This is a genomic window from Kordiimonas sp. SCSIO 12603 (genome assembly GCF_024398035.1).
In the GTDB taxonomy this organism is placed as follows: domain Bacteria; phylum Pseudomonadota; class Alphaproteobacteria; order Sphingomonadales; family Kordiimonadaceae; genus Kordiimonas.
In genome coordinates this window covers 578,185-599,613 of sequence record NZ_CP073748.1, presented here as the reverse complement: position 1 = coordinate 599,613, position 21,429 = coordinate 578,185, and the positions used below count along the sequence as shown (strand labels likewise).

General features: G+C 49.5%; 23 protein-coding genes. 3 read left to right on the top strand and 20 right to left on the bottom strand.

What is annotated here, in order from left to right; genetic code table 11:
* Nucleotides 1-3: 3 nt before the first annotated feature.
* The 14 genes from KFE96_RS02760 to ccmA form a co-directional block, all read right to left on the bottom strand.
* The gene (locus tag KFE96_RS02760) at nt 4-606 is read right to left on the bottom strand and encodes a DNA-binding response regulator (protein WP_247019192.1); all 603 of its coding nucleotides are present in this window, start codon (nt 604-606) and stop codon (nt 4-6) included.
* Nucleotides 603-1,688 carry a sensor histidine kinase gene (locus tag KFE96_RS02755; RefSeq protein ID WP_255834483.1) on the bottom strand — a complete coding sequence of 362 codons (1,086 nt, stop codon included), beginning with the start codon at nt 1,686-1,688 and terminating at the stop codon, nt 603-605. Before KFE96_RS02755 ends, KFE96_RS02760 begins: the two co-directional genes overlap by 4 nt.
* 66 nt (nt 1,689-1,754) lie before the next feature.
* Entirely contained in the window at nt 1,755-2,528 is a 774-nt protein-coding gene (locus KFE96_RS02750; protein ID WP_255834482.1) for an ABC transporter permease, read from the bottom strand.
* The gene (locus KFE96_RS02745) at nt 2,525-3,448 is read right to left on the bottom strand and encodes an ABC transporter ATP-binding protein (RefSeq protein ID WP_255834481.1); all 924 of its coding nucleotides are present in this window, start codon (nt 3,446-3,448) and stop codon (nt 2,525-2,527) included. Before KFE96_RS02745 ends, KFE96_RS02750 begins: the two co-directional genes overlap by 4 nt.
* A gap of 112 nt (nt 3,449-3,560) precedes the next feature.
* Nucleotides 3,561-3,923, bottom strand: a complete 363-nt coding sequence (locus KFE96_RS02740) for a hypothetical protein (protein WP_255834480.1) — start codon at nt 3,921-3,923, stop codon at nt 3,561-3,563.
* A gap of 133 nt (nt 3,924-4,056) precedes the next feature.
* On the bottom strand, nt 4,057-5,148 hold the full coding sequence (gene ccmI, locus KFE96_RS02735; RefSeq protein ID WP_255834479.1) for a c-type cytochrome biogenesis protein CcmI: 1,092 nt from the start codon (nt 5,146-5,148) through the stop codon (nt 4,057-4,059).
* Entirely contained in the window at nt 5,145-5,606 is a 462-nt protein-coding gene (locus tag KFE96_RS02730; protein WP_255834478.1) for a cytochrome c-type biogenesis protein, read from the bottom strand. Before KFE96_RS02730 ends, ccmI begins: the two co-directional genes overlap by 4 nt.
* Nucleotides 5,606-6,142: a DsbE family thiol:disulfide interchange protein gene (locus KFE96_RS02725; RefSeq protein WP_255834477.1), complete on the bottom strand. Its 537-nt coding sequence runs from the start codon at nt 6,140-6,142 to the stop codon at nt 5,606-5,608. Before KFE96_RS02725 ends, KFE96_RS02730 begins: the two co-directional genes overlap by 1 nt.
* On the bottom strand, nt 6,142-8,118 hold the full coding sequence (locus KFE96_RS02720; protein ID WP_255834475.1) for a heme lyase CcmF/NrfE family subunit: 1,977 nt from the start codon (nt 8,116-8,118) through the stop codon (nt 6,142-6,144). Before KFE96_RS02720 ends, KFE96_RS02725 begins: the two co-directional genes overlap by 1 nt.
* Before the next feature lie 3 nt (nt 8,119-8,121).
* A complete protein-coding gene (gene ccmE / locus KFE96_RS02715; protein WP_255834474.1) occupies nt 8,122-8,589 on the bottom strand; it encodes a cytochrome c maturation protein CcmE in 468 nt (155 codons plus the stop codon).
* Nucleotide 8,590: 1 nt separating this feature from the next.
* Nucleotides 8,591-8,737: a heme exporter protein CcmD gene (gene ccmD / locus KFE96_RS02710; protein WP_255834473.1), complete on the bottom strand. Its 147-nt coding sequence runs from the start codon at nt 8,735-8,737 to the stop codon at nt 8,591-8,593.
* Nucleotides 8,727-9,464, bottom strand: a complete 738-nt coding sequence (locus KFE96_RS02705) for a heme ABC transporter permease (RefSeq protein ID WP_247019214.1) — start codon at nt 9,462-9,464, stop codon at nt 8,727-8,729. Before KFE96_RS02705 ends, ccmD begins: the two co-directional genes overlap by 11 nt.
* Nucleotides 9,465-9,532: 68 nt before the next feature.
* Nucleotides 9,533-10,219, bottom strand: coding sequence for a heme exporter protein CcmB (gene ccmB, locus KFE96_RS02700; RefSeq protein ID WP_255834472.1), 687 nt, complete (start codon nt 10,217-10,219; stop codon nt 9,533-9,535).
* Complete coding sequence (gene ccmA, locus KFE96_RS02695) at nt 10,216-10,899, bottom strand: heme ABC exporter ATP-binding protein CcmA (RefSeq protein WP_255834471.1); 684 nt, start codon at nt 10,897-10,899, stop codon at nt 10,216-10,218. The genes ccmB and ccmA overlap by 4 nt, the downstream gene beginning before the upstream one ends.
* Nucleotides 10,900-11,031: 132 nt before the next feature.
* Here ccmA and cls point away from each other — a divergent pair, with 132 nt between their 5' ends.
* Nucleotides 11,032-12,489 carry a cardiolipin synthase gene (cls, locus tag KFE96_RS02690; RefSeq protein ID WP_255834470.1) on the top strand — a complete coding sequence of 486 codons (1,458 nt, stop codon included), beginning with the start codon at nt 11,032-11,034 and terminating at the stop codon, nt 12,487-12,489.
* 1 nt (nt 12,490) lies between these two features.
* Here cls and KFE96_RS02685 read toward each other — a convergent pair whose 3' ends face one another.
* A complete protein-coding gene (locus tag KFE96_RS02685; RefSeq protein WP_255834469.1) occupies nt 12,491-13,015 on the bottom strand; it encodes a DUF962 domain-containing protein in 525 nt (174 codons plus the stop codon).
* 119 nt (nt 13,016-13,134) lie between these two features.
* Between KFE96_RS02685 and KFE96_RS02680 the strand changes: the two genes are divergently transcribed.
* Nucleotides 13,135-13,998: a crotonase/enoyl-CoA hydratase family protein gene (locus KFE96_RS02680; protein ID WP_255834468.1), complete on the top strand. Its 864-nt coding sequence runs from the start codon at nt 13,135-13,137 to the stop codon at nt 13,996-13,998.
* Between the two features lie 2 nt (nt 13,999-14,000).
* On the opposite strand, the gene KFE96_RS02675 is transcribed toward KFE96_RS02680, so the two are convergent.
* The 3 genes from KFE96_RS02675 to KFE96_RS02665 all read right to left on the bottom strand — a co-directional run bounded on the left by KFE96_RS02675 (nt 14,001) and on the right by KFE96_RS02665 (nt 17,072).
* Nucleotides 14,001-15,305 (bottom strand): multicopper oxidase family protein, encoded by a 1,305-nt coding sequence (locus tag KFE96_RS02675; RefSeq protein WP_255834467.1) that lies wholly within the window; start codon nt 15,303-15,305, stop codon nt 14,001-14,003.
* The gene (locus tag KFE96_RS02670) at nt 15,305-16,666 is read right to left on the bottom strand and encodes a TolC family protein (RefSeq protein WP_255834466.1); all 1,362 of its coding nucleotides are present in this window, start codon (nt 16,664-16,666) and stop codon (nt 15,305-15,307) included. Before KFE96_RS02670 ends, KFE96_RS02675 begins: the two co-directional genes overlap by 1 nt.
* 61 nt (nt 16,667-16,727) lie before the next feature.
* Entirely contained in the window at nt 16,728-17,072 is a 345-nt protein-coding gene (locus tag KFE96_RS02665; RefSeq protein WP_255834465.1) for a hypothetical protein, read from the bottom strand.
* Nucleotides 17,073-17,240: 168 nt separating this feature from the next.
* Here KFE96_RS02665 and KFE96_RS02660 point away from each other — a divergent pair, with 168 nt between their 5' ends.
* On the top strand, nt 17,241-18,842 hold the full coding sequence (locus tag KFE96_RS02660; RefSeq protein WP_255834464.1) for a cation:proton antiporter family protein: 1,602 nt from the start codon (nt 17,241-17,243) through the stop codon (nt 18,840-18,842).
* A 53-nt stretch (nt 18,843-18,895) separates the two neighbouring features.
* On the opposite strand, the gene KFE96_RS02655 is transcribed toward KFE96_RS02660, so the two are convergent.
* Both KFE96_RS02655 and KFE96_RS02650 read right to left on the bottom strand, forming a co-directional pair.
* Complete coding sequence (locus tag KFE96_RS02655; protein WP_255834463.1) at nt 18,896-19,924, bottom strand: hypothetical protein; 1,029 nt, start codon at nt 19,922-19,924, stop codon at nt 18,896-18,898.
* 22 nt (nt 19,925-19,946) lie between these two features.
* Complete coding sequence (locus KFE96_RS02650; protein WP_255834462.1) at nt 19,947-21,236, bottom strand: M20/M25/M40 family metallo-hydrolase; 1,290 nt, start codon at nt 21,234-21,236, stop codon at nt 19,947-19,949.
* Between the last annotated feature and the right edge of the window lie 193 nt (nt 21,237-21,429).

Below are 21,429 nucleotides of genomic sequence, written 5' to 3'. Positions count from 1 at the left end.
AACTTAAAGCCAGCCATTAGCACGTGCTATCCGCGCTGCTTCAATCCGGTTTGATGCTTCCAGTTTCTGTGTCGCTGTAGAGAGATAATTCCGCACGGTACCCGGTGCGATATCCAGTATGCGAGCGATTTCCTTGCTGGACTTTCCATCTTCCGCAAGCTTTAACGCATGGCTTTCCCGGGTCGTAAGCGGATTCGGTGTCCCCCAAATAGTATCCATCAATTCAGGTGAAATAACCTTGCCGCCCATGTTGATTTTACGAACAGCGTCCGCAAGCTTAGCGGATGGTGCATCTTTAAGAAGATACCCTTTCACACCCAAATCCATAGCGCGGCGCATATACCCCGCACGCCCAAAGGTGGTTACAATAAGCACACCAATATTCATACCCCGCTCTTTAATTTCTGCCGCGAGATCAAGGCCGGTTTTCCCAGGCATTTCAATATCAGAAATCAGAATATCCGGCTTATGCTCAAGGAGCATTTCAATAGCTTCATTGCCGTCTTTTGCTTGCCCGACAATTTCAAAATCATGCTCAAGAGACAAAAGTGCTGCGAGTGCACCAAGGATCAAATCCTGATCTTCTGCAATAACGATACGGATCATGACGCGTTTACCTCAGCAAGCGGTATAGCCGCTTCAATCCGGGTTCCTTCTTCCGACATAATATTCAAATAACCGCCAAGTGCCTCAATCCGCTCACGCATACCTTTAAGCCCATTTCCTTCTTTCTTAATCTGGCCGCAACCATCATCTTCTATGCTCAAAAGAAGGTCATCACCCTGCCCGGTAATCTTAACCGTACATCTTTCAGCACCAGCATGACGCACGATATTAGTCACCGCTTCGCGGATAACCATAGCAACTGCATTCTCCAGCGAACTTGGTAGTTCAATCTGTTCATTCACAAAATTCAGGCTGATATCAGCAGCACTCAAAGCCTGCCGGGCGGCCGCAATTTCTGACACAAGCGTATGGCTTTTCATCCCGGTAATGGTCGCCCTAACATCTGCGAGAGCTTTCCTTGCTGTGCTATGGATATCTTCAATTTCTGATTTTGCGCGAACAGGATCATGGTCAACAAGCTTGCCCGCGAGCTCAGACTTAACAGAAATAAGCGAGAGTGTGTGCCCAAGCACATCATGCATATCGCGGGCTATGCGTTCTCGTTCCACCTGCACGGCCATGGCCCGTACTTCCTCCTGGCTAGCTTTTAAAGCCTCATTTTTCGCGCGGAACTGTGTGCCTGCAATACAGGCTCCACCTGTCATCGACATAAAGAAAACCGCAGGGCCAATAAAAGGGATACCATATCCCATAAACATACCGTATCCCGCGGTGATCACCACAATAACTACTAATGTCCAGATAGCGAGCCGCCTATCTTCAATATAACCCGCCATCGCAGCGGCATAGACAGCAAACACATTAGAAGTCAACATAACGGGAGAACCAATAACCGTAAGGATAATAAGAGACGCAATAAAGGGCAGAACATCCGCACCTTTTTTTCTTGTACCTACAAGATAAATCACCAGAAACGCGGGGATAAGAAACGCCGTATATATAAGCTCGGTTGAGGTCGGCGCCCTGAATACCCATGGAAAGAAATAGATGAAGAGATACCCCAGCCACGGATATGGGCTATCAAACCAGCTCTTCTTTTCTGTATCAGCGCAATTTGCCACAATAATATATCCCTAATGTTCCCAATAGTTTGGCAGCAACACTCTGCTGTGTCACTGCCAAAATACTTATCCTTTGCGGTCGCTATCCATATACCGCCACGCGCTAAAGGCAAATGCACCAAAGAGAATACCAAAAGATAGGATAATACCAACATGAGCAATCACATTCAGCTGGCTTTCCACACCAACAATTTCCAGTGCCAAAGCGCCTAAATGATAGCTGGGCAGCGCAATCGCAATCTTAGAGAAAATTGCTGGGAACACTGGTAGCGGCACCCACAAACCACCGAAGATAGACATCAGAAAGAACACCAGGTTGGTAATACCAGCCGCCGCCTGGGTCTTACCTCGCAAGCCAATAGCAAGCCCCATAAAAGCAAATGGGATTGTTGTCAGGATATTAAGACCAATCAGGCTTAACCACTGAACAGGTTCAAGACTTACACCCCCAACCGTTATGGCAATGATAAACAAGCCACCAGTCACCATCATACTGAAGCTTATGGTCATCAAAAGCTTTGCAGTGAAAAACACCCTCGTCGGCAGCGGCGCCGCACGTTTGATCTCAAGCCAGCCTTCATCTCGCTCATTGGCAATCGCTGCACCAAAGGCAAACAGGCTCGCTGTCATTGAACCAAAAACACCGTAGGTCGCCAAAAGGTATGCCGCGCGCTCAGGTGACGGCGTACCAATCAGTGATCCAAACACAAAATAAAACAGCATGGGGAACATCAGCGTGGGCAATGAGAACTGAGGCATTCTAAATGCTTTTAGAAACTCTGTTTTATATTCACCTGCAAGAATAGTCAGGTTCGAAACTTTCATCGCCGCTGTGCTCATGCTGCTTCTCCTATACTGCCAGATTGTTTATTTTTATTTGTGATATCAAGGAATGCGCTCTCAAGGCCTACCTGCGAAACCTTCAGGTCCTTCACCTCAAAACCTTCTTTAAAGAGATACGCCAGACACGGCTCTGCCTCACGGACAGAGATTTTGATTGTTTGCCCGGTTTCCACCACCGAATGCACCCCTGGCAAAGTTTTGATCAGATCAGCACTGGCGTTGGTTTGAAGTTCGATTACTTTTTCAGCCGATAATGCTTTAATTTCTGCCGGTGTACCGTCAGCCACCAGTTGCCCGTCAGCCATCACCACAATTCTATCCGCAAGAGCATCTGCTTCCTCTAGATAGTGTGTTGTGAGGATGACACCCTGTCCGCGTGCAACACAAGCACGTACCGCCTGCCAAAGTGTATGTCGAGTCTCAATATCAAGGCCAACAGTTGGTTCATCAAGAATGACAAAATCAGCATTCCCGCACAGAGCTAGTGCAAGCTGTACCCTACGCTTTTGTCCTCCAGATAAGCCCCCATACCGCTGTTTGAGAAACGGTGTTAACTGAAGCATTTCCACCAATTCTTCGATTGGCACAGGGTTTGGGTAATAACTGCTGAAAAGTTTGATGTGTTCTTCAGCTGTTAAAAGGTTCGGTAGTTCCGCTGACTGAAGCATCGCCCCCACTGCACGGCGCGCTTCAATAGACCCAGCTTTGTGACCAAGGATAGTAACATTACCTTCTGTGGGTTCTACAAGCCCAAGCGCTAATGAAATTGAGGTAGTTTTCCCGGCACCATTTTCACCAAGAAGGGCCGTTAGTTCGCCTTTCTGAAAGGAAACATCAAGCCCATCAACGGCTCTCTTATCACCATATGTTTTAGTGAGGTTTTTATAGGATATCGTTTGCTCTAAAGTCGCTGTCATGACCACGGCCTCCATTGATTACCCTTTAAAGGTAAGGAAGCCGCACAGCAGAAAACAGTCATGCATGTCACATCTCATGCATGACAAATGTCATGGGTATATAATTTTGCGTCTAAACGCGAATATCAATAATTTGCCCGAGCGGCTGATTGCGCTCTTGTTCCTGTTGAACAGATAATCTGCCAACAGGCGCTTCCCGAAGAGGTACGCCAGTTTCCTCCGCAACACGTTGTTGTGCTGCCTCAAGTTCTTGAGGTGTTGAAAGCTGACCTGCACGCTCACTTTGCCTTACTGGAAGGCGGCGTGATGCGGGAATATTTTCGTTAACACGGGCATTTGGTTCACTCGCAATTTCCTGCTGCGGTGTTCCTTGGTTGACATTGGCCGGATTCGGCCTGGCGTTAACGCGATTTGATTGAAGCTGTGCCTGCAACTGCCCCTGCAAGCCGGCATTCGTTGAATTAATATCGACCATGGTAAAACGGCCTAGTCATAATTTATGGAGCTATTTCATAGCTATACCGCGGGCTAACGACTTCTTCGGGCCCCGAAAGCTCAGAAAATTCTACCTGAGCAACCTCACAGTTCTATCTCTATGCGGCTATAGTTTAAAAATCGTTGCTGTTGAGCAAATTGTCAAGAAACGCCTGAATTTTAGGCTTATCTGCATCATTAACCGCCTCTAAGGCCCGATTTAACGTAGAAATCGCGGATTTTTTATCACCTTGTGATACTTGAGATCGCGCAAGCATCATCCAACCTTGCGAATCAGTAGGATTTTCTTCCAGTTTTGCCTCAAGACGCGCCATCATGGAGCGGATAAATTCCTGCCGATCCTCAGCAGTCATCGCATTCACATTATCAATCTGGTCCTGTGATAATTTTGGAGGACGTACTCCCATATCTTGCAAATGCTTGTTTACTGTGGGCATCCAAGGTGCGTCAGCGGCTGACGATTCTGCAAGAGCAAGCCAAACAGCTTTCGCGCCTTCTTCGTCCCCTGCCTGCAAACGGGTAAGCCCTAAATAATAATGAGCAGCCGGGTGATTAGGTTCTGCACGCAATAGGCCCTGTAACACCATTTTAGCGGCCGGTGTTATTTTGCCCTGCGCCATCGCGATATAGCTTTCGAGCATCTCCACCTGATAACGACTATCTTCTGGCTGAAGGCGTACAATATTTTTATAGGCATTGATCGTGCGGCTATAATCCCCAACGGACCGGGCTGTTTTCGCCATCACAGACCAGCCTTCAATATCATCGGGGTTCGCATCAAGATGCAGCTGTATTTTATCAAGCGCTTCCCGGAAGGTTGGACCACCTTCTGTTACTTCAGCATTTTGCATCGTAACAAAAACACCAGGCTTTGATTGTGCGTTCGGACTGCCCAGTTGGCTGTAAACAAGCCACGCACCAATAACAACAGCACCGGCAATTGGCAGAACTGTTGATACAGACCCTGAGAGGAGCGTTTTGCTTTCAGCTTTCCGAACCGTTTTCAAAATACGGCGTTCAATTTCAAGCTTTGCAGAAGCCGCAGATTCTTCATCAAGAATACCACGTTCTACATCAGCCGTAATTTCTTCAAGCTGCTCTTTATAGTGAGAAAGCGGATCAGCATCCCTATCTGCTGCACCAGATTTTACCGTGATAAGCAAAACAGCAACCAGCGCGATGGCAGCGCAGAACAACCAAATCATTTACCATCTCCTTCACGGAGAATAGCATTCAGCTTTTCCTGTTCTTCCGATGAGAGCGGAGCTGGCCCGGCTTGCTCACGCCTTGACCGCATAACACCATATGCCACGAGCAGAAGAAGCAAAAACGGCGACCCCCACAATAGATATGTGGATGTATTCACGGGCGGCTCTAAAAGGACCCAATCACCATAACGGTCAACTAGGTAAGCCCGCACATTATCGGGGCTATCGCCAAGCGATATACGTTCACGCACAATCTGTCTCAGATCACGGGCAAGGTCAGCGTTTGAATCTTCAATAGACTGGTTCTGGCACACCAGGCAGCGGATTTCTTTCATCAGCGCCCGAGCCATTGCTTCCTTCACAGGGTCTTTAAGTGGCTTATCATCCACAGCCACCGCAAACGCAGTGATCGATAGAGTTACAGCAACCAATATGGAACCAAACCAACGCAGCATCACTGAAGCTCCTCTAATTGAGGCAGCAGTTGAACACGTAAACTATCACCCACGATTGGCCCCCAGTGGCGGTAACGGATCACACCTTCGCCATCAATAAAGAAGGTTTCAGGTACGCCAGAAACACCCCAATCGATGGCTAAACGACCATCACGGTCTACACCAGCAGCCGCATAAGGGTTGCCAAGTTCATCTAGGAAATCACGGGAAGCTTCTGGATCATCTTTATAAGCAATGCCGATCACATCAACGGTGTATCCGCTTGCAAGCGTTACCAGATTTTCATGTTCCGCACGGCACGGCAGGCACCAACTTGCAAAGAAATTCACAATCACAGGCTTACCTGAACGAAGACGCGCATCAGTAAGTGCAGGCTGGTCATCAAACAGATTTGGGATTTCAAATGTCGGTACAGGTTTGCCGATCATCACACTTTTAATTTCTTTGGGGTTTCTGTCACTCATCATCGCTGAGAGAAAAACACCAACAAGCACCACAACAATAAGAAGCGGGATAAATCTACCAAAGCCGTTCATTATGCTGCTCCTGCTGCAGATTTACTACGCTTACCTTTGGGTGCACCAATGCGCTTACGCCTGTCCGTCAACGAGAAAACACCACCCACAATCATGAAAGTGGCACCAAGCCAAAGGAAAGAGATAAACGGTTTGAAATACAGCCGTACAGACCATTTACCTTCACCCGCACTTTCACCAATTACGGCATATAAATCACCAGTCCAGATAGGGGCGATTGCAGCCTCTGTCGTATTCATCACCTGGTCAGTGTAAACACGGTCTTCAGGGAAAAGCTGGTTAAATACCTGTCCATCTTCAGCGACAGTGAAATGCCCACGGATAGCGGTATAATTAGGACCAGCAACAGGTTCTACACCATGAAGGCGGAAACTAAACCCGGCGACTTCAGCCTGCTCACCCGGTGCCATGATCAAAAGTTTTTCTGTGGTCCACGCTTCACTAACAGTAATACCAAGCAGGATCACGCCAATACCAAGGTGGGCAAAGCTCATGCCCCATGTGGCACGCGGCAACGCCTTCATGCGGGATAAAACTTTCTCAGGCTTTTTAAACAGCTGCAGGCGTTCAAAGAGCTCAAGAAATACGGACACAATCAACCAAAGAGCCAGACCAAGGCCAAAGCCTGTCATCAGCAATCCGCCTGCGCTGTCCCAAGCAACAGCCAAAAAGGCTACAAGTGCCACTATAAGGGCTGGAATCAACATCTGCCCTGCGCGGCCAATCCGTCCGCGCTTCCATGCGAGAAGCGGCCCAAACCCTAGTGCCACGATCAGCGGTGACATAAGAACGATAGCGGCAAATTCAAAGAAAGGCGGCCCTACTGTGATCTGTGCACCACCAGTGGCCTCGAGCATCATGGGATAAAGCGTACCCACAAGCACAACAGCTGCGAAGGTGCTGAGGAGAATATTATTCAGCACAAGCGCGCTTTCACGGCTTACCATCCCAAACAAACCGCTTGGAGACAGCTTCGGCGCACGCCATGCATAAAGGCTAAGGGAACCACCCACAACAACTGCTAAAAACCCGAGTATATAAAGCCCACGTTCTGGATCATTGGCGAATGAATGAACACTGGTGATCACACCAGAGCGCACCATAAAGGTACCAAAAAGGCTGAAAGAAAACGCGATGATCGCGAGAAGGATTGTCCAGCTTTTCAGCGCATCCCGTTTTTCCACCACAATTGATGAATGCAGAAGCGCTGATGCAATAAGCCACGGCATGAAAGCAGCATTTTCAACCGGGTCCCAGAACCACCAACCGCCCCAGCCAAGTTCATAGTAAGCCCACCAACTACCAAGGACGAGACCGCCCGTCAGCAGCATCCATGCAGATAGTGTCCAGGGCCTTACCCAACGTGCCCAAAGGGGTGTTACTTCCCCTTCAATCAGTGCAGCCACCGCAAAGGAAAAAGCAATGCTCAAGCCCACATAGCCCAGATAAAGCATAGGCGGATGAAATGCGAGGCCCGGATCTTGGAGTAGCGGGTTAAGACCGTTACCTTCAACAGGTACTGGATCAAGCCGCAAGAACGGGTTGCTTGTAAAGAGAATGAAGATAAGGAACCCAACGATAAGCGCACTCTGTACCGCGAGCACACGTGAACGAAACCTTAGTGGCAGCTCTTTACCCCGCCATGCAACTGCGGAGGCAAACAGTGTGAGCGTTAATACCCACAGCATAAGGCTACCTTCGTGGTTACCCCAGACGCCGGAAATTTTATAAAGCATGGGTTTAGCCGTATGTGAGTTCGCTGCCACATTCAAAACAGAGAAGTCAGAGATCACATAAGCATATGTAAGCGCACCAAAAGCGATGAGCGCCATTAGAAACTGGCCATAAATCACCCGGTCCGCCAACCCCATAAGGCGAGCATCGCCGCGCGCGATACCTACATGCGGTACTATCGCCCCTACAAGGGCAAGCATCAAGGCAACAGCAAGTGCAAAATGTCCAATTTCAGGGATCACAGTTTAATACCCCGCAGCTTTTTCAGGGTGCTCACACGCTTCTACATTCTTTGGCATCGTACCTTTGGGTGTGTAATTTTCGTCATGCTTTGCTAGCACGGTATCTGCCATGAAGATCCCGGTCGCATCCAAGGCACCTTCGGTTACAACACCTTGTCCTTCACGGAATAGATCAGGCAACAGACCCTTAAACTGAACAGGGATATCCGCCGCACAGTCTGTCACTACGAATTTATAAGTCAGGCCATCTTCAAGCTTTTTGAAGCTTCCATCCTGTACCAAACCACCAAGACGGAAACGCTGTCCTGCCTGAATTTTCTTCTCTAGAACACTGGAAGGCTGCAAAAACAGGCTAAGGCTATCGCCGCCAAGGGCAAAAAGCACCAGAAGCACAGCACCCACAAGCGCCGCAACAGCGGTTGAAAGCACAATCAGCCGCTGTTTTTTACGAGATTTAAGGCCCTTTGACACGTTACCGTTTCCTTCTGCGGCTTCTAAGCTCAGCCACTTTCGCGTTGGATGCTTTCATACGGCGGTAACTCAACCCTGCCAAAAGCAAGAGAGCAACAGCTGAAATACCGTATGTTACCGCAATATAAAATGAGTAATCACCCGCCATAATGATGTACTTTCACGTTTGCAGCTTGCGCTAGTGCGGAGATTTTCCGCTCGTTAATTTCCAGTTTCATGCGCCACAGGAATACCACTACAAAATAAGCTTTGTAAGCTACCGCAAGGGTTAGAAGCGGAATAAGCATATCTGTGTGGATGGTTGGCCCATCAAGGCGCATCACACTTGCTGGCTGGTGAAGGGTGTTCCACCACTCCACAGAAAACTTGATAATCGGCAAGTTCACAACACCTACAAGCGCGAGAATTGACGTAGCCTTCCCGGCCTTGTCTTCATCTTCAATACCCTGCCAAAGCGCCATATAACCGAGATAGAAAAAGAATAGCACAAGCACACTTGTCATGCGGCCATCCCATTCCCAATATGTGCCCCACATAGGCTTACCCCAAAGAGAGCCTGTGATAAGCGCGAGAAGCGTAAACACCGCCCCTATTGGCGCAGCAGCTTTGCCAGAAATCAATGCGAGCGGGTGTTTCCAAACAAGGGCTACAAAACCGGAAACCGCTAGAACACCGTATACGAACATAGCCATCCAGGCCGCTGGCACATGTACATACATCATACGCACACTGGAGCCCTGCTGGTAATCTTCCGGGCTTGCGAACAGCGCATAATAAAGCCCAACCACCAGCGTGATAACGGTGATAGCAATCGCCCACGGCAAAATCTTATCTGCCAGGCGGTTAAACTGTGCTGGATTTGCGAATCTATGCATGGCCCTTACCTAAAGAGAAACGCTGGTTTCAGCAAGTGCGACTTGGTGTCTCAGCGTTCTGTATTTCCTTACTCCAGTGATAACCTAAGTGCTGCTGCTGTTGCAAATGGGGATACAACAATTCCCACAAGTGTTACTGCTCCGAGGAGTGCCAGATGCGGTGTTGGATCTGCACTTAATATTACCGCATCAACGGCACCTACCCCAAAAATCAACGTCGGAATATAAAGTGGCAAAACAAGAAGTGACATCAAAACCCCACCACGCCTGACGGAAACCGTAAGTGCCGCACCAATAGCCCCGAACAAACTAAGTGCTGGCGTGCCGATAAGGAGCGAAATAACCAAAAGCAAATAGCCTTCATTCGGTAACTGCATCAACATAGCCAGAAGCGGTGCCATCACTACAAGCGGCAGCACAGTTGATATCCAGTGCGCCAGTGTTTTAGCGGCGGCAATACCCATCATACCAATCGGGGATAAAGCGAGATCATCAAGGCTGCCATCTTCAAAATCTGCCTGAAACAGTCGATCGAGGCTAAGCAGACAGGCAAGCAGTGCCACCACCCAAATCACTCCGGCCGCTATCCGTGCCAGCATTTGTGGTTCCGGCCCCACACCAAACGGGAACAAGCTCACAGCAATCAGGAAAAAGGAAAGCGCCATGGTGCCAGTACCGCCTTGCGACCATGCAAGCTTAATATCCCGGCGTACAACAGCCCAGAAAACACCTGTGCTTTTAACTGCTGCCGTCATAACCAATATTCCTGCCCGGATGCCTTAGCTTCAAAATCCGCCATCATCAGGGTTTTACCGTCCAAATTCAGAGGATCATGAGAAGCTGCGAGAATAATACCACCACTGTTCAAATGGTCCTGCATAACAGCTTCAAGCCTTCCTCTGTTTTCTGCATCCAACCCCACGGTTGGTTCGTCCATCAACCAGATAGGGCGGTCAAGCAAACAAAACCGCAGAAGCGAACATCGATGCGTTTGACCGCTGGAAAAATACCGGACAGGCGTATCAATCAGATCATAAAGATCAAACCTATCTACAGCAGCTTCCAGTGTTTCGTAAGCAAGCGAACCGCCTGTCATCAACTTCACGTAATTTTCGGAATTTTCTCTCAGCGTAAGAACCGGTTTAAGAGCATGCTGGTGGCCAGAATAAATTACATGCGCAGAAGCCGCCACATCAGAACCCAGCATAGGATCACCGGCAAAACTGGCCGAACCTGTACGAGTTTCAAGCAAGCCAGCAAGCAACCGAATGAGCGTGGATTTTCCGCTACCGTTCGCGCCTTTCAGATGCAAATATTCACCAGCCTTTACTTCAAAAGAAAGGCCTTCAAACACCATACGTCCACCCCGCCAGCAGGATAAGTTATCCCCACGGTAAACATGTGTTTCATCACTATTATTCTGCACTCTGCTCATGGCTGCACGCTACAGAATAGCGGGCTAGGGAACAAGCGCATTATTGTCGCGGGTTAAATGAAGATCATACAGCCTCTTTTCGGCCGCGGGTAAACCCACTATATAATAAGCTTATCTGGTGACGGGAGCTTTATGAATTTAGAGGCATGGATATGGCCTGACGGGGTGCTGATAGCGGCAGTTGTGCTTATTGCGCAAATTCTTGCCAGCATCCAGATTATGCGCACCAAAGAGGAAGTAAGGTCAGCGGTATCGTGGCTAGGCCTTGTTTGGCTTGCTCCTATCTTCGGGCTTTTGATGTATCTTCTTTTCGGCATCAACCGCATCCAGCGTAGAGCTAGGTTATCTCGGGAAAAACGCGGCCTGCGCCCCCGTTCAGGTGAACTTGTTGATCCGGGTGGCCCTCAGATTATCGACGGTATGCCAGATGCACCGAACCGCTGGCGCGCGCATGACAGGCTTTCTGGTCGTGTGAGCGCGCAGCAACTGGCGCTCGGCAACAAAATCACCCCGCTTGAAGGTGGCCGCCAAGCTTATGACGCGATGATAAAAGCGATTGATGGTGCTGAACATACAGTTGCGCTCACCACCTATATTTTTCAGGCAGATCAGGCAGGTAGGCGTTTTGTAGCGGCTCTTGCCCGCGCAAAAGATAGAGGCGTGGAAGTACGAGTGCTAGTGGATGCTGTTGGCAATCTTTACGGCTTCAAACCGGTTTCAAACCTGCTCAGGCGGCTCAATGTTCCGGTTACTTCCTTTAATCCGGCACGTTTTTCCTGGCGGCTTGCTTTCTTTAACCTGCGCACTCACCGGAAACTGCTGATCATTGACGGAAAACTAGGTTTTGCGGGTGGTATGAATATCAGGAAGCATCACCTTGAACGTAGTGACGGTACACCGCGCGTGCGCGATACACATTTCGCGCTTGAAGGCCCCATTGTCACCCAGATGATGGATGCCTTCGCAGATGACTGGGCTTTCTCAAGCGGCGAAGAATTACCAGAGGAAAAATGGCTGCCTCCAATCACACCAATTGAAGGCGGAAATCCGGCACGAGCCATCGCTGATGGCCCGGATGAACGCCGCCAAAAAACAGCGATGATAATTGAAAGCGCACTGGCTTCGGCGCGTAAACATGTGCAAATTATCACGCCCTATTTTCTGCCGGAACAGGCACTCATTGAAGCTCTGAAACAAGCATCACTGCGCGGAGTTCAGGTTGACATTCTCGTGCCAGAGAAAAGTAATCTTCCCATGTTCGGTATGGCAGCTATGTCTGGCGTACGACAACTGGTGCAGGCTGGATGTAACCTTTATATGTCCAAACCACCATTTGATCATTCGAAGTTAATGGTTGTGGATAAGCGCTGGTCGCTGTTCGGGTCTTCAAACTGGGATGCGCGGTCTCTGAAACTGAATTTTGAATTCAACGTGGAAATTTATGATGAAGCCTTTAATTCACAGCTTCGCAGCTGGGTTTCAGAACGCTTCACGTCAGCGAAACTGATGAACTTGGAAGCCTTAAACAAACGCCCAAGATACAAGCGTATCCTGGGCCGAATTCTCTGGCTCGCAAGCCCTTATCTATAAGCTATTCCTCTTTGGCTTCAGGAAGATAAGCAGGCATCCGCTCTTCAATTTCCGCCTTCAAACCTTTTTCCAGCTTCAGAAGGAATAGCACTTCTGCAATCAGGAAAGATGGGGCCATAAATATCTGGAGAATATTATCGAAAAGTGCTGGTTTCCGGCCTTCATAAATATGCCCGGTAAACTGGATAGCCCAACCGCCCACAAAAAATACGCCAAAGATTTTCAGCACAATTTCCATATTGGTCTGGCCAACGATGTTCGCAAAATACAGTAACCCGCCATAAATAAAGGTTGCGATCGTCCCCACAAGTGGCGCTGATAAAATATAAAACAGCAAAAGCCCAGCCATCAAAACCGTCGCCAGATTAAGCGGACCGGATTCAAACTGCATCAGCTCAATCGGTGACAACAGCACCATAATGGAAAACACAATCATCGGCACACCAAGATGGTGGGTCAGTTGGTTTCTGTAATCCCTGTGATAAGCAGAATACATAGCCATCTGCTCATAAAACCAGTTACGCATTTATCTCTCCCTCAAGAAACCTAATTGTGGACTGGCTGGTTTGATAAATCAAATATTTTCCATATTTAGCGACCGCTCTATCTTAGGGCTTAAAGGCATAAAAGCAGATGGAGGGAACAGTGGCTTATAATACGCTTGATATAACAACAGACGAAAACATCATGATCATCCGGCTGAACCGGCCCGATAACATGAACGCTTTCACTGTTGAAATGGGCGAGGAAGTCATCAATGCCCTCGATGCAGCTGATGCTGATGATAATATCCGCGCTGTTATTTTCACCGGGAATGGCAGAGCCTTCTGCGCCGGGATGGATCTATCCACCGACGGTAATGTTTTCGGCCTTGATGAAAGCGTGGACGCAAGTTCCCCTGATATGATTAAAAACCGTGATAGCGGCGGTGTGATGGTACTGCGTATGTACCGAATGAAAAAGCCGTTGATCGCCGCCATCAACGGTGCGTCCGTTGGTGTCGGCACAACACTGCAGCTGCCAATGGATGTGAGGATTGCATCCACCTACGCTAAGTTTGGGTTTGTTTTCTCCCAGCGCGGTATCACCCTTGAAAGCTGTGCCAGCTGGTTCCTGCCGCGCCTTGTGGGTATGCAGAAAGCCATTGAATGGTCTTATACGGGTAAAGTTTTCGGGGCGGAAGAAGCCCTTGAAGGCGGACTGATCAGTGAGATTGTGGAACCGGACCAACTACTTGCCCGTGCTATTGAAATTGCTCGCAGTTTTACCAAGAATACCAGCCCAATGTCTGTAGCGCTGAACCGCCAGCTTTTATGGCGTATGATGGGTGCAGATCACCCGATGGTGGCCCATGCCGCAGAAAGCCGGACCATGTATCACACCAGCAAACATGACGGCAAAGAAGGTGTTCAATCCTTCCTTGAAAAACGCGGACCTGATTTCGCGGACCAGATATCAAACGGCGCCCCAGCCGGGTTTGACTGGGACGCCGAACCTGATTTCAAATAAGCCTAAAGCGCAATGCCGTCAGCGGTTAGTTCCTCATCGGTTGCTAACCGCGCTTGCTGCTCAGGTTTTTCTTCATACCATCCCGGATCATCATAGGATGTAATATCCGGCCGCACCTTCAAAATGGTGAACATACCGCCCATGGTAATGTAACCCATTGGGCCATTTGCCCCGACCATAGGGATACTATTTTCAGGAATATTCATATGGCCCATTTCCACATGCTTGCCGTGGTCTCCCATCCCGTCTGATCCCATCATCATAGTGCCCGGCAAGGCAGAATTCAGTGCTTCCTCAAGCTTATCCCCATCAGCACCAATCACCAGATCTAGATCATGACCCATCTGGTTCATTACATGGTGAGTCATATGGCAGTGCATCGCCCAGTCCCCAGGGTTATCTGCGATAAATTCAACGGTGCGCGTAGCTCCTGTTGGCACAAGAACAGTGGTTTCCGGCCACTGGGCTTCCTTCGGGATCGGTCCGCCATCTGTTTCCGTTACCTTGAAAGCATAACCATGCAGGTGGACCGGGTGATGATCCATCGCAGAAAGGTTACCATACCTGATCCTCACCCGTTCACCCTGCTTGGCAACAAGCGCATCCGTACCGGGAAAACAGCGGGCATTGAAGGTAAGCACATTGAAATCCGCCATAGCGTTTGGGTCTGGCCGATTTGTGCCCGGTTCAATAGACCACTCGGAAAGCATCATCACAAAATCCCGGTCCGGCAGCGGACCCGTAGGTTTGCGCGGATGGATGACAATCATACCCATCATGCCCATAGCCATCTGGGTCATTTCATCATGGTGGCTATGATACATAAAAGTGCCGTGCTGGATGAGCTTGAATTCATAAACATATGTCTCACCGGGCTCAATCGGGTGCTGGTTAAGGCCGCCCACGCCGTCCATCCCGCTTGGGATAATCAAGCCGTGCCAATGCACAGTAGTGGCCGCCGGCAGTTTGTTGGTTACGTAAATACGAACCGTATCCCCTTCCACCGCTTCAATGGTTGGGCCGTGGACTTGCCCGTTATAACCCCAGCAGTTTGCCTCCAGGCCGGGTGTGAACTCATGGGCTACCTCTTCCGCGATCATATGGAAAACCTTCACCCCGTCCCGCAGTTTATAAGGGAGCGTGGAACCATTTGGAGTAATCACCGGGCGGTAGTCCACATTGGGTTTACCAGGCGCCTGAGAAGCCTTCGGGTCAACGGTTTGCGAAGCACGAGAAGCACCAGCTGCGAGGCCCGCGAGCGAAAGCGCACCGCCTAATTTAAGCGTATCTCTTCTTGAAAATGTCATTAGTGGCCTCCCTCTTCCGCGGCTGCCATGCCTGGCATATTCACTGCACCCATCTCAAGGCTTACACCGCTAAGGAGCGCGCCAGAGATAATTTCAGCATCCAGATATTTTCCCTTTAAGTTCAAAGCGTTATATTCTGTCATCAGTTGCTGTATTTTTGCGTCCAGAAGCATTAGGGGGCCAATCTGCATCGCCGCCATCTGCTGCTCTCGGAAAGAAAATTCTTCTTCCGCTTCCTGCCGCATACCGCTGCCAAATTCCGCGTCTGCCATCTTGAGCATTCGGGTGTAACGGTGCTGGGCATCCGCCTTGTTAGAAAGCTCAAGCAGCATCGCTTTATACTGATATTCCATGGCTTTAAGCGCGGCTTTTGCTTTACCCGTACGCACCTGCCCCCAGTCAAAAATCGGTACAGGCAGGCCAATTGCGAAGCCTTCTTTCACCTCGCCTTCTTCCCGCTCCAGCACGGCAGCCGCTTCAAGATGCTCGAACCACACATCCACTTTTGCGAGGCCAAGGCGTGCAGCCTGTGCCCGAAGTTGTGCCCTTTTTGCTTCTAAAATGAGGTTTTTCTCAATCACTGCGCCCAAAAATGTGCCCATTTCCATGCCCTCACTGGCTGGCGGCAAACCGTCTGTGCCTACAGATGCTACCGGGCTTAACGGACGACCAGCGATGGTGGAAAGCCGCTCCCGCGCGCCGTAGACCATGAGCTCAGCAGACGCGGCAGCCAGCGATGCCTCAACGGCCTGACGTTTCAGTTTCGCATACTGGCCATCAGTGATGTTTTTCACGCGCTTGAGCTCAGTGCCAATTTCTGCACCCGCTTTCCGCACCGTATGCATTTCCTGCATCAGTTCAAGCGCACGCTCTGCCTGCCAGAGCATAAGCGCAGCGCGTTTTGCCTCCGCTACCGTGCGTACTATCGCTTCTGTGGTTTTAAGCTTTGCTTCTTCAAGTTCCGCTTTCGCCACCTTAATACGGCGACCACGGGTTAAAAGCTGGGTAATGTTAAAAGCGAGATCGAAATCAAGCGCCGTTTCATCCCCAAAAACAAACTCCCCCTCGAAGGTGGGGTTGATCAGCAGTCCGGCCTGCACCTCTGCGGCGGATGCCATGTTCAGTTCTTCAAGGCTTGCCTGCAATTCTGCATTATACTGAAGTGCGGATTTCACCACATCTGTGGCGGTAATTTCCCCTTCAAACGGAAGCGCGGGCTGTGCGAGTTCCGAGCGCGCAATTACTTCTCCTGTGCGGGCACGGAGATCATCATTCACCCCGCCGAGGCCACTGTCCTGCGTATATGTTGCGCAGGCGCCAAGCCCCAAAAGGGCCACTGCCACACTGGCAGATTTCATCATTTTTATCACTTGATTAGTCCTGTAACCATTAAACAAACAACTGGTATGAAAGTTGTTGGTCCTAGGTCAGCAGGCGATCCCCCAGATCATAGGGGTTAAGGGTGGGCGGCAAACCATCTGCATCTGGTGCGCGCGGCTGTTGCGGACGCGTACGCAGCGGGCGCGGAATGATAATTTCCGCCGTTTGCTGGGTGAATTTATCTGCGGCTTTAACCTTGGAACCATCAAGTTTGGCTTCAAGTTCACAGCATTCATCCACACTTTTTTGAACCATTTCATCATGGCAATCCGCCATCTCGCTCTGCGCCGCAGGCATAGACGCATTCGCACCGCCCATAAGCATATCGCACGGGCAGGTAAAGAGCATCACCGCAAACAGAAGCGTTATATGAAATATCCGGTTCATGGCCCCTTTATAGCGGAGGCGGAGGCTTTCTGTCTATTCACAGAATGGCGAACACGCCCTTAGCACCTGTATATGAAGCTGCCTAAACACTTGTGAAAACATACTTTTTTATTTAATAATAACGGCTTATCAACATGGTGAAACCACACCAAACAGCCGGAGGATAGGATGGATTTCCAGTGGGTCGCAATTGCGCTGGGTGATGTTGCCTGGATTTCCCTTGCTTTCATCCTTGGCTTATTGTCCCGCTCAGTGGGCCTGCCGCCACTGGTTGGCTATCTGGCAACAGGCTTCCTTCTGAATATATACGGTATCGCCAGCGGTGAAATGCTTGAAAAGCTGGCTGATCTGGGCATTACACTCTTACTGTTCACTGTGGGGCTCAAACTAAATTTACGGGTTCTTGCAAGGCCGCAGGTGTGGGCGGTAACAAGCCTTCATACCGCCATCGTTGTTGTTGTCTTCGGCTTCAGCATATACGCCTTAGCGCTCGCAGGCGTGCCGTTCCTGTCTGATCTCAGCCTCTCACACGCGCTGCTGATCGCTTTTGCGCTCAGTTTCTCCAGCACTGTGTTTGTGGTGAAAGTTCTTGAGGAAAGAGGTGAGGTTGCCTCCCTTCACGGCCAGATCGCCGTTGGTATCCTGATTATGCAGGATATCGCCGCCGTTGCGTTTCTCGCTATTTCCACCGGCAAATGGCCTTCCGTTTGGGCGGCGCTCATTGTTCTTCTTATCCCGCTGCGCTTTGTGCTGCACCGCCTATTGCAGTATGTAGGGCACGGTGAGCTGTTGGTGCTCTACGGTTTTATGCTCGCCATGGGCGGTGCGGAACTGTTTGAGCTGGTCGGCATGAAGGGTGACCTAGGGGCGCTGGCGCTCGGGCTTCTTATTGCCTCCCACCCTAAAGCAGATGAAATGGCTAAAACCATGCTTGGTTTTAAGGACCTGTTCCTGCTTGGTTTTTTCCTCGCCGTGGGCCTTTCGGGGCAACCAACGTTGGTTGCGGTAACTGCTGGTGTGCTGCTGGCACCGCTTGTTTTCTTCAAATCTGCACTGTTCTTCGCGCTTTTAACCCGCTTCCGCTTGCGGGCGCGCACGTCGCTGCTGGCATCTGTAAATCTCACTAACTTCAGTGAATTTGGCCTTATCGTGGCGGCCATCGGTGTTGGGAACGGCTGGCTTGATAGCCAGTGGCTTATTGCCATTGCTACAGCGCTTTCGCTTTCGTTCGCTATCGCTGCGGCGCTCACCACCATCTCCCGCAGAATATACAGGCAAAAACAGAGCTTCTGGAAATCACTTCAGAAGGATGAACTTATTGCGGATGATCAGCCGCTGGATACCAAGGGCGCCACCATTGCCGTAATCGGCATGGGCGGGGTTGGCACCGGGGCTTATAACACCATGCGGGACAAGTATGGTGATACGGTTATCGGTATTGATATTGATCCGGTAACGGCCAAAAATCACAGAAAGGCCGGGCGCAACGTGCTGCACGGCGATTCAAGTGATGCTGATTTCTGGGACCGTATTCAGGCAGACCATTCCCTTGAACTGGTGATGCTCGCCATGCCCAAGTTCACCACCAATCTGGCTGTGCTGGAGCAGCTTAAGCAAGTGTCTTTTGAAGGCCGCGTAGCAGCCACCGCCAAATTTTCCGATGAGGCAACAGCCCTCAAACAAGCAGGCGCAGATACGGTATTTAATATCTACACAGAAGCCGGCGCAGGCTTCGCAGGCCATGTTGTTGCTCAGAAGGCTGAAAGCTGAAATTTCTCACTTCTAAATAGGAAACTGCAAAAAACACCATGCGCTGTATTTAACTAACCAACTATCCTATAATCAATGGAGGGGAACATGCTTTTCATTTCTGCTATAAATTTATCTATATTAGCAATCCCCCAATTCCTCGCGACATAATATTCCTGATCTTGGAACACAAGCTCTGGGGCACGATCAATGCGGTATTTCCTATACTTTCGCTCAGTATTGGTTACATCATTCACCTGCTTCAATAATTCAAAACTACATGATTTATTAGTTCTAAGTCGCTGAAAGTTTTCTGCTGTTATTTGTTGTTTAGAATGTAACAGTTGAATAGTTAGATATCCAATCTCAGCCTTCTTAAATGGTGTTTCATACACTTCACCATCCCAAGACATCTCAATCAGGGAGCGATCTTTCCCTTCAGATCTAGCTTGACGTTGTTCACGCTTTTTCTCTCTCACACCTGTTTGGTAATCCTGAGCCTCTACAACTGGAATAACCTGCTCAATATTTAAGAGAATTTTATTCTCCAATTTATAAGGTGTCATTCGTAAACAAGTGATATCAACATCAAAATCGTTCAACCACAGTACGCTAGTCGTAAGTTCTTTAGAAAAATTGGCAGACGCCAAAACAATTTTCACCTTTTGGCCAAAATCATCAACATCCCCCTCTTCCCAGCCCAAAAAATCCAACATCATTTTCTCAGCGGAAGAAACCTCAACATCCTGTTCATTTTGGGTCAGGAATTTCTCGTAAGCTTTAACAGCTTGTGACCAAGTCATATTAGCAACCATTGAGGCATACCTGATAGCCTGCAATTCCATATGACCGCCATCATCTGTTCGCTTAAGCTCAATGACCACTAGGTTCCCATCTTTATCAATTGCTAGAAGGTCTATACGTCTTCGAGATTCCTCAAAATCGCCAAATTCCTCTGCAATTAATAAAGTGTCCTCACATAATACGCTGATATCCTGTTTTACCAGACGCTGGATATCCTGACGCTCTTTTAGACCCTCAGTAATAAATTCCGTAGCTTGTATTCTTGCTAACGCGCCATTCGAAATATCATAAATCGGCATAACGTCCCCCATCAAACTCAATCTACTGCGACAATCTATAAATCAGCAGCGCGGCTTTTTCTGTGTTGCGCTTGAAGCTTTCCATATCCGCGGTTTCATCTTTGGTGTGGCCGCCCATGCCCATAAGGCCGAGGCCATCAAGCGCCATTTCCACATGATCAGCCGCGAAGGAGATATCAGCAGCACCCGCCCGGCGCGGGTTTACGGCGATGACTTCACCGTAGCCTAAATCCTCACTTACTTTGCTATAGAGCGACAGGAGCTTATAGTTGCCCTCCGTTGGGGCCATTGGCGGATAGCCATCCCCGAACACCAGCTTGGCACTGGTATGCGCCAGATTTTCACTGGCGATTTTATGCATTTCAGCTTTCGCGGCTTCCAGCTGCTCTGGCGATAGGGCACGAATGCCGCCTGTAACCCTGAGCGTTTTTGCCACCACATTGTTTTTACCAAAGGCCGTGCCTGTAGCCGTAGCTGCATCTTCTGTAGTGCGTGTGCCGCCCACAATACGGCCCGGATTGAAGGTGAGGTTTTCAACAGTTGAAAGCTTTTCCCGGAAACCGTTCAGGATACGGGCAGCTTCAAACACAGCGCCGTAGCCTACTTCATCAGTGAAAATCTGAGAGCTGTGGGCCGCACGGCCTGTAACGTCTAAGGACCAGTTCACACTGCCCCGGCGCGCCACAACAGCGGTTTTAACATTGCCGTCCCCATCTTCGAAACCGAGCGCGATATCTGCCCAAATGGCAGCATCCACCAACGCTTTCTTAGATGCGGTAAGCGGGCGGCCACTTGCTTCTTCATCCCCTGTCATCACAATGCGGATGCTGACATCATCCAGCACACCTGCGGCCTTAAGCGCACGCATGGCAGCGATGATGATAACATCCCCGCCTTTCATATCCGTGATGCCGGGGCCTTTTATTTTGCCGCCTAAGAGCGGTTCAAATTTCTGAAAAGCATCGCCTTTCGCGAACACAGTATCCAGATGCCCGATCATAAGAATTTTTGGCCCCTTCGTGCCGCGTGAAGCCACAAGATGGCCCGCACGGTTGAAGCTTTCACCCGGTGCCCATTCAGTTTTGAAGCCCAGTTCATCAAGCTCTTTTATGAAGACATCACCCACCGCACGCACGCCAGCGAAATTCATGGTGCCACTGTTGATGTTCACCGCTTTTTCTAGGGTACTGAGGGCCTGCGGCATGCCTGTTTCCACCGCCTTCAAAATGGCAGCTTCGGTTTTATCATCTGCTTTTGCAGCCGTTACCACACATAGAACAGCCGTAAGTAGAACAAGAATTTTATTGAACATACTATCCCTCATCACCTTAAATCGCCTCAGTACGTTAACTGCCTGCCTTAATAGGACAAGTAAAAAACATGCGATTTTCAAGAAATTAGATACAATTTTAGGAATTGGATAACGAATCAGCTATAGTGTGATCTTGTTCAGGGAGAATTTTTCTATCTGTATTGGGGGAGTGGGGTGTATTCTACGAGGGAGC